The sequence below is a fragment of the Klebsiella sp. GW_Kp181 genome (assembly GCF_040062315.1).
Taxonomy (GTDB): Bacteria; Pseudomonadota; Gammaproteobacteria; order Enterobacterales; family Enterobacteriaceae; genus Klebsiella; species Klebsiella oxytoca.
In genome coordinates this window covers 53,331-65,949 of sequence record NZ_JBEAFR010000062.1, presented here as the reverse complement: position 1 = coordinate 65,949, position 12,619 = coordinate 53,331, and the positions used below count along the sequence as shown (strand labels likewise).

General features: G+C 55.2%; 13 protein-coding genes. 8 read left to right on the top strand and 5 right to left on the bottom strand.

The window, feature by feature from the left end; all coding sequences use genetic code 11:
- The first annotated feature begins 5 nt into the window (after positions 1-5).
- From ABLV11_RS15635 to ABLV11_RS15625, 3 genes are all read left to right on the top strand, one after another.
- Positions 6-1,403, top strand: a complete 1,398-nt coding sequence (locus tag ABLV11_RS15635; RefSeq protein WP_204724468.1) for a PTS transporter subunit EIIC — start codon at positions 6-8, stop codon at positions 1,401-1,403.
- Between the two features lie 116 nt (positions 1,404-1,519).
- Positions 1,520-3,094 (top strand): carbohydrate porin, encoded by a 1,575-nt coding sequence (locus tag ABLV11_RS15630; RefSeq protein ID WP_024274281.1) that lies wholly within the window; start codon positions 1,520-1,522, stop codon positions 3,092-3,094.
- A 182-nt stretch (positions 3,095-3,276) separates the two neighbouring features.
- Complete coding sequence (locus ABLV11_RS15625) at positions 3,277-4,887, top strand: FAD-NAD(P)-binding protein (RefSeq protein ID WP_204724467.1); 1,611 nt, start codon at positions 3,277-3,279, stop codon at positions 4,885-4,887.
- A 36-nt stretch (positions 4,888-4,923) separates the two neighbouring features.
- On the opposite strand, the gene ABLV11_RS15620 is transcribed toward ABLV11_RS15625, so the two are convergent.
- Together ABLV11_RS15620 and ABLV11_RS15615 are read right to left on the bottom strand one after the other, a co-directional pair.
- Positions 4,924-5,073 carry a hypothetical protein gene (locus ABLV11_RS15620; RefSeq protein WP_004102735.1) on the bottom strand — a complete coding sequence of 50 codons (150 nt, stop codon included), beginning with the start codon at positions 5,071-5,073 and terminating at the stop codon, positions 4,924-4,926.
- Between the two features lie 21 nt (positions 5,074-5,094).
- Positions 5,095-5,487 (bottom strand): YdeI family stress tolerance OB fold protein, encoded by a 393-nt coding sequence (locus tag ABLV11_RS15615; RefSeq protein ID WP_004102737.1) that lies wholly within the window; start codon positions 5,485-5,487, stop codon positions 5,095-5,097.
- A 371-nt stretch (positions 5,488-5,858) separates the two neighbouring features.
- Here ABLV11_RS15615 and ABLV11_RS15610 point away from each other — a divergent pair, with 371 nt between their 5' ends.
- Positions 5,859-6,743 (top strand): SDR family oxidoreductase, encoded by an 885-nt coding sequence (locus ABLV11_RS15610; RefSeq protein ID WP_004113469.1) that lies wholly within the window; start codon positions 5,859-5,861, stop codon positions 6,741-6,743.
- Positions 6,744-6,764: 21 nt separating this feature from the next.
- On the opposite strand, the gene ABLV11_RS15605 is transcribed toward ABLV11_RS15610, so the two are convergent.
- Positions 6,765-7,571 carry an MBL fold metallo-hydrolase gene (locus ABLV11_RS15605; RefSeq protein WP_049593047.1) on the bottom strand — a complete coding sequence of 269 codons (807 nt, stop codon included), beginning with the start codon at positions 7,569-7,571 and terminating at the stop codon, positions 6,765-6,767.
- Between the two features lie 104 nt (positions 7,572-7,675).
- The gene (locus tag ABLV11_RS15600; protein ID WP_004102756.1) at positions 7,676-8,311 is read right to left on the bottom strand and encodes a carbonic anhydrase; all 636 of its coding nucleotides are present in this window, start codon (positions 8,309-8,311) and stop codon (positions 7,676-7,678) included.
- Between the two features lie 225 nt (positions 8,312-8,536).
- On the opposite strand from ABLV11_RS15600, the gene ABLV11_RS15595 reads away from it, so the two are divergent.
- Positions 8,537-9,166: a LysE family transporter gene (locus ABLV11_RS15595; protein ID WP_004102757.1), complete on the top strand. Its 630-nt coding sequence runs from the start codon at positions 8,537-8,539 to the stop codon at positions 9,164-9,166.
- A 13-nt stretch (positions 9,167-9,179) separates the two neighbouring features.
- Here ABLV11_RS15595 and ABLV11_RS15590 read toward each other — a convergent pair whose 3' ends face one another.
- Positions 9,180-9,950, bottom strand: a complete 771-nt coding sequence (locus tag ABLV11_RS15590) for a DeoR/GlpR family DNA-binding transcription regulator (RefSeq protein WP_004102758.1) — start codon at positions 9,948-9,950, stop codon at positions 9,180-9,182.
- A 94-nt stretch (positions 9,951-10,044) separates the two neighbouring features.
- On the opposite strand from ABLV11_RS15590, the gene ABLV11_RS15585 reads away from it, so the two are divergent.
- The 3 genes from ABLV11_RS15585 (at position 10,045) to ABLV11_RS15575 (ending at position 12,619) form a co-directional block, all read left to right on the top strand.
- The gene (locus ABLV11_RS15585) at positions 10,045-10,428 is read left to right on the top strand and encodes a VOC family protein (RefSeq protein WP_348855420.1); all 384 of its coding nucleotides are present in this window, start codon (positions 10,045-10,047) and stop codon (positions 10,426-10,428) included.
- Positions 10,429-10,458: 30 nt separating this feature from the next.
- A complete protein-coding gene (locus ABLV11_RS15580; protein WP_023329792.1) occupies positions 10,459-11,097 on the top strand; it encodes a CatA-like O-acetyltransferase, family 1 in 639 nt (212 codons plus the stop codon).
- A 298-nt stretch (positions 11,098-11,395) separates the two neighbouring features.
- Positions 11,396-12,619: an SfnB family sulfur acquisition oxidoreductase gene (locus ABLV11_RS15575; RefSeq protein ID WP_049593046.1), complete on the top strand. Its 1,224-nt coding sequence runs from the start codon at positions 11,396-11,398 to the stop codon at positions 12,617-12,619.

The following is a 12,619-nucleotide window of genomic DNA, read 5'->3' as shown; positions in this document are numbered from 1 at the left end:
TAAATATGAACAAATATAAAAATATCGCCGTTGAGATTGTAAATACCATCGGCAAGGAGAACATTGCTTCCGCCACCCATTGCGCCACCCGTTTACGTTTGCAGGTAAAAGACCGGCAGAAAATCGATGATGATAAAGTCCGTAATATCAGCGAAGTTAAAGGCGTATTTTTCAATTCCGGTCAGTATCAGATAATCCTCGGTACCGGGATCGTTAATAAGGTTTATCAGGCGTTTGTTAACGAATATCAGGTTGCCGAAGTCAGTAAGGATGAAATGACGAAGCAGAGTTCGGGCCGATTACAGCGGGGAATACGCAACTTATCGGACGTTTTTGTGCCAATTGTCCCGGTTCTCGGGGCGACCGGTCTGTTTCTCGGTCTGAAAGGGGTCATTTTTAATGATACCGTGCAGGCGTGGTTTGGCAGCAGCGTCCATCAGGTTCCGGCGGCCCTGCAAACGCTGACCACGGTACTCTGCGATACCGCTTTCGCCTTCCTGGCGGCGTTTATCTGCTGGTCAGCCTTTAAGAAGTTTGGCGGTACGCCGATTATCGGTTTTTTAATCGGCCTGATGCTGGTTTCCCCGGCGCTGCCTAATGCCTATGACGTGGCGTACGGCAATAGCAGCCCGATTTATGTGTTTGGCGCTATTCCGCTGGTGGGCTATCAGGGGTCAATTTTGACCGCACTCATCACCGGTATTATCGGCGCAAAACTGGAAATCTTTTTCCGCCGGGTGATGCCCAACTCGATGGACCTGATTTTCACGCCGTTTATCGTCATTCTGATTGCTGTGGCCATCGCTTTACTGATTTTAGGGCCGCTGGTACATGGGTTTGAACACTACGCCGTGATGGCAATTCAGCAATTTTTGACGCTGCCTGCGGGTATTGGCGGCCTGTTAATCGGCTTTATCTATCCCATTGCCGTAATGACCGGAATGCATCACATGTTTATTATGATTGAAACCTCGCTGATTGCCGGCACCGGGTTTAATCCACTCATTACGGTTTGCGCGATGTACGGTTTTGCCAACGCCGCCGTATGTCTGGCTATTTCACTGAAGGCGAAAAATATCGCGTTTAAAACCGCCGGAATTTCCGCGACCATTACTCAGCTATTAGGCGTCTCGGAACCGGCTTTATTCGGTATCGTGATGCAATCCGGGCTTCGGGCGATAATGGTGATGCTCACCAGCTCGGCGCTGGGGGGCATGATTCTGTCGCTGCTGTCGATAAAAGCGAACTCATACGGTCTGGCGGTCCTGCTGTCGCCGCTAATGTATCTCTACGATCGCTATCAGTTTGTCACCTATATTACCGTGGGACTCGCGGTGTTTATTTTTGCTTTTATTATTACATTCCTTTTTGTCAAAACCGCTAACACCCGCAAAGAGAGCTGAAAATAATACAACCCGAATATTAATTTAGCCTGCGGATAACTATCCCGTTTATTAGCACTGTCATCTGTGCTCTGCACCCGCACGTCCAGAGCACAGCCACTCTTGTACAGGTATAAATGATGAAAGCCTATATGCTTACGCTCTGCGCGCTGGCTTTGCCAGCATCCGCCGCTGCGGCGGATACCACCCTGAATGAAATTAATGCCCGGCTTGAAAGACTTGAGGCCGAATTAAAGCAGTCGCGCATCCAGTTACAGGATGCGACGCGGAAAATAGATCGCGCGGAAAAAAGAGCGGCCAGCGCCGAACAAAACGCGGCGCGCGCGCAAGAAAGACTGCAGGCCGTTGAGCACAGAACCGACCAGGATCTGGCATTAATAAAAAACCAGCCGGCGCAGAATGTCGTCGCGCAGGCGAAGCTTCAGGAAATCACCTTCGGCGGCTACGCGCGCAGCGGCATATTAACAAGCAAGGGCACAACCAGTACCGTCGGGCCTTCCCTGACGCCTGCGGGCAGCACCGGGGGGAGCGTCGGTCGCCTTGGCAATGAGTCGGATACCTATGTGACCGCCGATATTAACTACCGGCGAAAATATGATAACAATAGCCAGCTGCGTTATTACATGAAAATCGCCGAGTGGGATAAAACCTATAATACCGACAGTTCCTTTAACGGCCAGATGAACGTCCGTCAGGCTTTTGTCGAAATGAGCGATATGCCCGCGTTTAGCGGCGCGTTTAAACAGGCGACGCTGTGGGCCGGTAAGCGGGAAGATCGGGATAACTTCGATATTCACTGGCTTGATTCCGATATGATGAATTTAATCGGTACCGGGGCCGGTATTTATGATGTGAATTTCTGGGGAGATATCAAAACCAACCTCGCGGTATATGGCCGTAATTTCAACGATATCGATACGATGGACAACGTTGAATATAACAACATGACCGGCGCGGATAACACGTATATTCAAAACTATACCTTCTCGCTTAATCACCGTCTGGCGAACTGGCAGTGGATGCTCAACGGCCTCTACTCGCAGGACAACGACAAACGCATAAACGATGGTCTGGCGTCGGATAAAGCGGCCTCGCAAGGGTTTAACACCATGCTGGCGTACCACGGCGACAGCTTCTACGGCCTGCGCCCCGGCAGTACGAAAACCGCGCTGCTTTATGGCCGCGCGCTGGGAGCTGAAGTTCGCGGCCCGGGCTCCGACGGTTATTTGATTCAACCGGCATGGACCGTGAAGTTCGCCTCTTACGGTATCACATCACTCACCGACAGGCTGAGCTTCGCGCCGCTGATCGTCGCCCAGAGCAGCAATAATCGCTATATCGATTCTGACCATTACGACTGGGTCACCCTGAACGCAAGAATCATTCAGCAAATTAATCAGAATTTCGCCCTGCAATACGAAACCAGCTATCAGTATATGGATATCGACCCGAAAGGTTTTAACGGCAACAGCGCCGCCAGCGGTAGCTACTACAAGCTGACGTTTGCTCCCACCTTCAAGCTGCAAAACGTAACGGACTTCTTTGAGCGTCCGGAAATCCGCTTTTTTGCCACCTGGATGCGCTGGGACAAATCGCTGGATAACTACTCATCAACGGATACCTTCGGCAGCGCCGGATACCATAGCGCTGGTACGCTGTTCTTCGGCGCCCAGCTCGAAACCTGGTTCTGAAACCGCGTCTCGTCGGCTCATCACAAGGGAGAGGCGCGCCAGCGATTGGCCCTCTTCCACATTTTGAACCACAATTATTGTGCCAGATTTCCGTTACCCGGAAATGAACTATCGTGGAGCTTTTCAACTGGCGGAAGGCCACCGATAACAAATGTGATAACAACAACGGCGGGTCAGTCATTATGAAGAAAATTGCCATTATCGGCGCAGGTCCTACCGGGATTTATACCCTGTTCTCATTGCTTAAACAGGGCGAACCGCTGGACGTGTCAATTTACGAGCAGGCCGAGGAAGCGGGCGTGGGTATGCCCTATAGCGATGAAGAGAATTCGCGCATGATGCTGGCCAATATCGCCAGTATTGAAATCCCTCCTGTACAAAGCACCTATCTTGACTGGCTAAAAGCCCAGAGCCCGTCGCGCCTGGCGCGCTATGGCGTAGAGTATGAAACATTGCACGATCGCCAGTTTTTGCCGCGCATCCTGTTGGGCGAATATTTTCGCGACCAGTTTCTTGCGCTGGTCGAAAAGGCCAGGGAACTGGGATTTAACGTCCAGGTCAATGAGTCCTGTCGGGTCAGCGACCTGCAGGCGACCGAAGAAGGAGTGAGGCTGTGGGTTGAGGAGCAGCCCGTCGCCGAAGTGTTTGACCTCGCGGTGCTTGCCACCGGTCACGTCTGGCCGGATGAAGAAGAGTCAACCCGCACCTGGTTTCCCAGTCCGTGGTCTGGGCTGATGGAAGCCACCATTCCGCCCTGCCGGGTGGGAATTATGGGCACCTCGCTAAGCGGAATTGATGCCGCAATGGCCGTCGCCGTCCAGCACGGTCAGTTTCTCGGTTCCGACGATGAGGCGCTCACCTTCAGGCTCAACGAAACCAGTCAGGCGCTGCACATCGTGCTGATGTCGCGCTCCGGCATTCTTCCGGAAGCGGATTTTTACTGTCCTATTCCCTGGGAGCCGCTGGAAATCGTCACCGACAGCGCGATGGAAAATGCCATCGCCGCGGGGAGCGACGGCCTGCTTGACCGGGTCTTTGCTTTGCTGGCGCAGGAAATTGCCCTGGCCGACCCCCTGTGGAGCGAAAATATCGCCCTTCACAGCCTTAACGCCGATAGCTTCAGCGAAGCGTGGTTTGCTAAACGCCAGCAGCATAACCCTTTCCACTGGGCGATGGATAACCTTGAAGAAGTTGAGCGTAACAAGCGCGCGCGCTACACGGTCCCCTGGCGCTACGTTATTCTGCGGCTGCATGAAGCCGTTCAGGCGATGGTGCCCCACCTTAATGACCGCGACCGGGAGCGATTCAAAAACGGCCTTGCCCGGGTCTTTATTGACTGCTATGCCGCCATTCCTTCGGAGTCTATCCGCCGACTGCTGGCGCTGCGCGAAGCGGGCGCGATCGGCATTCTCGCCTTAGGGCATGATTATGATATGGCGGTGCAGCAGGAGAAGACGGTGATTACCAGCGGGCAAAATCGCTATACGTTTGACGTGTTTATTGATGCGAGGGGGCAAAAAGCGCTGAAAAATAAAGATCTCCCCTTCCCGCATTTGAGGGAGCAACTGATGGCGACGGGCGAAGAGATCCCGGAGGTTGGCGACGACTATACGTTAAGAGAGCCGCCCGTAGCGCGCGGGCGTATCGCCTTCGCCGCAATCCCCTGGCTGATGCACGACCAGCCTTTCGTTCAGGGGATTACCGCCTGCGCGGAGATCGGCGCAGCAATAGCCAGGGCGATATCGCAGCCGGCGAGCCGCTCACGCCTACGTTTAGCGCCATTCGATCTTTAAGAAAGAGAACTAGCCGCCCGTTAACGGCGGCTAGTTTTAGCGTTTTTCAGGTTGGGGATGCCAGGGATCTTCTTTATGATCTTCGCTGTCGTCTCTTTTACGCGGAACTTCACCCTGCTCGCGCGGATCCTCTTTCGACGGATGACGACCGCGTTTATCCGGGTCGGCTGGATGCTGTACGGACATCAATTCCTCCTGTTTGCAAGGTTATTTCTGGATCCGGTCGACCCGCACCACTGGCGGCGTCATTTTCTTATCGAGACTGCCGTTAATGCTGATCATCTGATCGGGCTTCACTTCCCGGCCATCAAAAACTGCCGCGGGAATAATGACCCCTATGGTGTCGGTTTTATCGCGGAAGCTGTAGCGGTCATCACCCTGCTGCTCGATAAGATTGCCGCGTAATGAGATGGTGGCCCCATCATGCATTTCCATGGCCTGGCGCACGGTCATGATTCGCCCGTCCTCGGTCCCACGATAGCCATCATCAATCTTGTGCGGCGGCGGCGGCGCAGCGTCTTTTTTAAACCCGCCATCATCCGCGGCAAAAACGCCCTGAGCCATCAACGAACAAAAAATAACTGGCAGTAACTTTTTCATCAACAACACCTCCGGCGTATTTTCATCTTGTCTTAATAAGTCTGGGTGCTGATGTTCATTTTCACAAGCTAATGGCTAATGAATCGTCTGAGAAATATATTTCCTGGCGCGACAGGCGGAGAAAATATTACCGCCAGGCCGCAATAAAATGCGCTAAATATACCGTCAGGCTTGCGATAGAATAATCCTAAAATACTAAACGCCTCTACCGCCTCACATTTCGAAAAGTTTCCCGGCAATCAGTAAATTACCGTTCAGAGATGAACGTAAGCGCAAAAATTATAAAAACGAATCCGTTCGATTATTCGTCAATCATCCACGACAGGCTGACCTGGCAACTACGCTTAATCTTTTAACACGAGGAGGTCAGTATGAGCGAGAACGCTAACAATACCGCGAAGTATCCCCGTCCCCCCTTTGTTGACCAGCCGCAATCGCCGCCGGGTCTTGCCGAAGAGATGAAGCCGCAGCCGGATCACGGCGAACTGAGCTACGTCGGTTCCGGTCGGCTGGCAGGTAAGCGCGCGCTGATCACCGGCGGTGATTCCGGCATTGGGCGCGCGGTAGCGATCGCCTTCGCCCGCGAGGGCGCCGACGTGGCGATCAACTATCTGCCGGAAGAGGAGTCCGATGCTGAAACCGTGATTGCCCTGATTGAGGCCGAAGGGCGTAAAGCCGTAGCGATTCCGGGCGATGTGCGCGATGAAGCCTTCTGTGAATCCCTGGTCGAGCAGGCCGCCAGCCAACTCGGCGGACTGGATATTCTGGTCAATAACGCCGGACGCCAGCAATATTGCGAGTCGCTGGAAGAGTTAACCACCGCCGACTTTGACGCCACCTTTAAAACCAACGTTTATGCGGCCTTCTGGATCACCAAAGCCGCCCTGCGTCATCTTAAAGAACACAGCGTAATTATTAACACCTCATCCGTGCAGGCCTTTAAGCCGAGCCCCATCCTGCTGGACTACGCGCAAACCAAAGCCTGCCTGGTGGCATTCACGAAGTCGCTGGCTAAACAGCTGGGGCCGAAAGGTATCCGGGTGAACGCGGTCGCGCCCGGCCCTTACTGGACGGTGCTGCAGTCAAGCGGCGGCCAGCCGGATGAAAAAGTGCGTCAGTTCGGCGCCGATACGCCGCTGGGCCGTCCAGGGCAACCGGTGGAGATCGCGCCGCTGTACGTTACCCTTGCCTCTGATGCCTGCTCCTTCACCTCCGGCCAGGTGTGGTGCTCCGACGGCGGCGACGGCGTGCTGTAACCCGTTGCGGCGGCGGACCTCTCAGCGGCCCGCCGTCGTGCGCAGACAGTCGAGATACTTCTGCGCTGAATCCAGTACGATCTGACGGGCATTTTTGGTGATGTTCTGCCCTTCGAAGGCGCCATACAGCGCACCGAAGGGTGCATCGCCCAAACGCTCAACGATAATCTCGACGCTGGGGGCCGCCAAAGGCAGCAGATTAGGATAGCTCCACATAAAAGAAACAGCGCGTGCGCCCGGCGTGACCTGGATAATATCTCCCGCCAGCATAATACCTCCCTCTTTTGCCCAGTGCAGAACGGTTCCCCCGGCGAAATGCCCACCCAGGCGCAGCAACCGTACCGACGGAAGGATCTCCAGCGCATCCCCTTCCCATAATGTGATGGCAGGGCTATCGCGCATGATCCATTCGCGATCGCTGGCATGAAGATAAATGCGCGCATCAAAGGCTGCTGCCCAGTCCTGCATCGTGGTGTAGTAGTGAGGATGAGAAATGGCGATCGCTTTTATTCCGCCAAGCGCGGTAATCAGCGTTTTGCTGGCGGCATCAAGATTAGCGATGCAGTCCCACAGGATATTCCCCTGCGGCGTGAGCAGCAGAAAAGCGCGCTGATCGATAGCAAATTTCGGTACCGTCCTGAAACTCAACAGCCGTTCGTTATGCTGCTGCCATTTATTCATATGCGTCGCGATCAGATCGTCAGGTTTAATCCAGGCCTGTCCGCTGGCCGGGACGTACTGGCGTTCATCCTCACAGATACGACAATGGTTCAGGGTATTGCCGCGATCGTCGTAAGACGTACCGCAGGTTGCGCACAGCGTAATCATCACATCTCCTTCAGAATCATTCAGGAAGTCGTAATGAGTATGGCAGACGGGAAATTTATGGCAGGAAGGCGGGCTTCGCAGGGCTTCCGTGCCCTGAGAGGAATTTATTCGAAATAGACGTCAGGGTTTTCCGACAGCGACACGAAGGTTTTGCTGTTTTTATCCAGCGCGCGAATGTCGCCGCTTTCAATATCGTAGAACCAGCCGTGCAGACGCAACGTGCTGTCGCGCAGGCCGACGGCAACGGAGGGGTGGGTTTTAATATTGTTCAGCTGGGCGATGACGTTTTCCTGCACCATACCGTTGACTTTATCGGTCTCGTTAGCCCAGGTTTTCTTCTCCACGACGGCCTTCGCCGCGTCGGAGTAGCGCAGCCAGTGAGACACGGCAGGCATCGGCTCCAGACACTGGCAGGTGGCGATGGCTTTCATCGCGCCGCAGTTAGAGTGGCCGCAGATGACGATATCGGTCACGCCCAGCGCGACGACGGCGTACTCGATTGTCGCGGAAACCCCGCCCGGTTCAGGGCCAAATGAGGGGACGATATTCCCGGCGTTACGGATCACAAACAGCTGACCCGGCTCCTGCTGAGTCACCAGCTCCGGGACCAGACGGCTATCGGAACAGGAGATAAACAGCGCTTTGGGATTCTGGCTGGATGCCAGGCTGCGGAAGAGTTCTTTACGTTGCGGGAAGATCTCTTTCTGGAAGTTGAGGAAGCCCTCAATGATATGTTGCATAGCAGTGTCTCTTTTCTCTGTTTTAATGACGATATGACAAAGATCACATTTAGCCAGTTTATCACTGACGCGCGAAATGGGAATCGTTATTCGAGGATGAGATAAAACATCGTCCCGCAAAGCCTGGTGACAGCGCGGTAAAGATTGTTTATTTTTTTACAGAGAAAACATTGATGAGCCGGAGCCCCATGCGACTTTAGCGCTCAACATCAACCAGGAGCGCTTATGTTCTTATCCAGCCTGATGGCCATTGCCGCGGTTCTCATTATGGGCGTTATCAGCCCCGGTCCAAGCTTTATTTACGTGGCCCGCAACGCCGTTGCGCGCTCGCGGGTGCACGGTCTGGTCACCGCGCTGGGAACCGGCGCGGGGGCGGCTATCTTTTCGATAATGGCCATGATGGGGCTGCAAAAAGTGCTGACGGCGGTGCCGGAAATGTTCATCGGCCTGAAGGTTGCGGGTGGCCTGTATCTGCTGTGGCTGGGTTATAAAATTTACCGCGGCGCGGCGCAGCCGATGGATTTTGCCGCAGGCGGCATGGCGGCGGAACATTCACTATTGAAAACCTTCCGCGATGGCCTTTATACCCAGCTCAGCAACCCGAAAACGGCGCTGGTATTCGCCTCTATCTTTACCGCCCTGCTGCCGGAACGCATCCCGTTGGCCTTTTACTATATCGTGCCGCTGATGAGCTTCCTGATCGACGTCAGCTGGTATTCGCTGGTGGCGCTGGTGCTCTCTTCCGCCCGCCCGCGCAGCGTCTATCTGCGCATGAAGCGTAAGATTGATATCGTCACCGCCACGGTACTGGGCGCGCTCGGCCTGCGCCTGATTGCCACTTCGCTGTCAAAGTAGGCCAACATACCGTTTAAACGGTATAAATACGGATGTCGTGCTCGCTGAACGCGTCGCGATATTCCCGGCTGATATTTTCCTCCACGACCAGTACGTCAATGGCGCTGCTCTCGACCACCACGAAGCGCGCCACCGCCGGGATCTTATCGGAGGTCAGGCCGACAATAATTTCGCTGCACTGTTTAATGACCGCTTTTTTAAATTCGCAGTCGGGATAGTCAAAGCCCGTCAAGCCCGACTCAGGCGCCATGGCGCAGCCGCCGATAAACCCCTGATCGAAAAGCATACCCTGAATCTGCGCCACGGCGGAGGCCCCCACGCAGCCGCCGGTGGCGCGTTGGATCTGCCCGCCAAGCATCACGACGTCATACAGCGGTTTTTTGAGCAATACGGCAGCGATCTCGGGGGAGTTGGTGACCACCGTTAGCGCCAACTCCGCCGGTAGCGCCTCCGCCATCGCCAGATTGGTGGTGCCGGTATCAATGAATATGCAGCCGCCGGGCTTCACCAGCTTTGCGCATTTCTGCGCGATTCTGCTTTTTGTCGCCGTATTTTTCTCTTTGCGCGCGCTGTAGTCACCGGCTTCAGGCAGGGTCATCACCGCGCCGCCGTAGACCTTTTTGCAGTATCCCTCGCGGCTAAGCTCATGTAAATCACGGCGAATCGTATGCTCGGAGACGTTCAGACGACTGGCCAGTTCGGCGCAAACCACTCTGCCGTTCTCCTGGAGGATCTGGCAAATAAGCGCTTGTCGTTGTTTAGGAAAAGCAGCATAATCGAGCAAAAAATAACTCCTGAAAGATTGTTCATCGAGCAATAAAGTGCATAATCGTGCATTCGTGCCCTGACTGTCAACACACCCTATATCGAGGTTTGCCATGAAAATTGCCCATATCGCCCTTTGGACCCGTCAGCTTGAGCAACAGGCCCGCTTCTGGGTAGCCTTCTTCGACGGTGAGATAGATGAGAAGTACTGCAGTCAGACCAACCCGGGGTTTGAATCCTTTTTTGTCAGGATCGGCGATGATATTGCCATTGAGCTGATGACCAAGCCGGGATTGACTGCGCTGACGGCGGATAATAACCACACCGGCTGGGTGCACCTGGCGATAACCGTTGGCGGCGCGGAGAACGTCGACAGGCTGGCAAAACGCGCCGCTGAGCAGGATATTCTGGTTTCTGCGCCGCGGACCACCGGTGATGGCTATTATGAAGCGGTGATTAAAGACCCCGATGGCAACCTGATTGAAATCGTCGCATAGTGTCAGACAGTGATTCAACAGGAGACGCCCGTGGCCAACTATCACGTCATTGACAAACAAACCTGGCCGCGAAAAGATCATTTTGATTTTTATCGCGGTTTTGCCAATCCCAGCTTTAATCTCTGCGTTCCTGTCGAGGCGCAGCGGCTATATGAGTGCGCGAAAGATCGCGGCGTCTCGTTTTTCCAGCTGGCCCTCTTCGCCCTTGTGCGCGCGGCGAACGAGGTGCCGCAGCTTAAACAGCGGCTGCTGGGCGACGATATTATCGAATATGACCAGCTGGCGGTGATGACGCCAGTGATGACCGCCCAGGAAGGTTTTCGCCAGGTCTGGTGCGAGAATGCCGCCGATTTTGCCGCCTTCAGCCAGGCCGCCACGCCACATATCGAGGCGGCAAAACACACCGCGCCAGCGCCGCTTATCGTCAACGGCGAAAATTTCTTCTGCGCCAGCTGCCTGCCGTGGCTGCATTTCAGCGCCATGACTCACGCTGAGTATTACGTTGGCGCGTCGGTGCCCGCCCTCACCTGGGGCAAGCTGAAAAACGGTATTATTCCGGTCGCGGGCAAATTCAATCACGCCTTTGTCGACGGCCTGCACGCCAGCCGTTTTTTTGCCCGCGTCGAAGAAAATTTTGCTCAACCGGAGATCCTCTGGCAGGCGCGATAATTCCCCGCCATCCCTCAACGACACTCGAGCCCCGGTAAGCCGGGGCCGAAACGCCTGCATGACTCCCGGCCTGTTCACTCTGCCCACTGTTGCAAATCCAACACGCTGATTCATTCTGCGTTGCAATTGCAGCAGTACGAGCACGTACCAAAAAAGCTAACTTGCTGTTTAATAAACATTAAATAAGAAACGCGTTCTGGCATAGCCTTTGCTTTAACAGTTATATAACCCACTGGAATTATTAGGCATTTACTTAGCTATTTTTAGCATATGCCGTTTGTTAACCATGAGAGTGACTATGCCCGACGAAAAACAGACCCTTCACTATTGCCGCCAGACGCCAAAGGCATACGTTATCCGCAGCGATGACGAAGCCATCGCCATCGCCCATGAAATCGCGGCGGTACTGCAGCCCGGCGCGGCGCAACGCGATCGCAGCGGCAGCGTGCCGCCGGAGATTATCGATACCTACTCCAATAGCGGCCTGTGGGGTATCACCGTCCCGCGGCAATGGGGCGGAGCCGAGGTATCCGCCGCCACGCTGGCCCAGGTGATAGCGATTATTTCCGCCGCCGACCCGTCGCTGGGGCAAATTCCCCAGAACCATTACTGTCTTCTGGAGGATATCCGTCTGCAGGGCAGCGAAGAGCAGCAGGCATTTTTCTTCGCTCAGGTGCTGCAAGGCTATCGCTTTGCCAACGCGCTTTCTGAAACCGGCGGCAAGACGGTACTCGATATCCGCACTCGCCTGGAGGCCAGCGAACGCGGTCTGCACATCACCGGTCGAAAAGGCTACTGCACCGGTTCGCTCTACGCCCACTGGATCGGCATTCTGGCGCTCGATGCAGAGAATAACGCTCAGCTGGCGTTTGTGCCGCGCGAATCGGCTGGGCTGACGGTCATCGACGACTGGGCCTGCCTCGGCCAGCGTACCACCGCCAGCGGAACGGTCCTGGCGGAGAATCTTGTCGTCGAGCCTTTCCACCTGTTCCCGACCTGGAAATCCTACGCGACGCCAACCCTTGCCGGGCCGTTTGCCCAGCTCACCACCGCCGCTATCGACCTGGGGATTGCCCGCGCGGCGCTTAACGACACGGTGAACTTTGTCAGCCAGTTTGCTCGCCCGTGGATCGATGCCGGCGTGGAGCGGGCCAGCGAAGACCCGCTGACTATCTACCATATTGGCCAGCTTGACAGCCGGCTGGCCGCCGCCGATGCGCTGCTGGAGCGGGCCGGCAAAGTGCTCGATCGCTATAAATACGCACTGAGCGAGGATAACGTTGCTCAGGCGTCTATCGCCGTGGCGCGCGCCAAGGTCTTTACCACCGAAGCGGCGCTGGAAGCCGCCAGCCGCCTGTTTGAGCTTAGCGGCACCCGCTCAACCAGCATCGCCCTCAATCTTGATCGCCACTGGCGCAACGGCCGCGTCCACACCCTGCACGATCCGGTGCGCTGGAAATATCAGCTGCTGGGCAACTGGGTGCTGAACGGCATTCCTCCACAACGCCATGACTGGAACTGA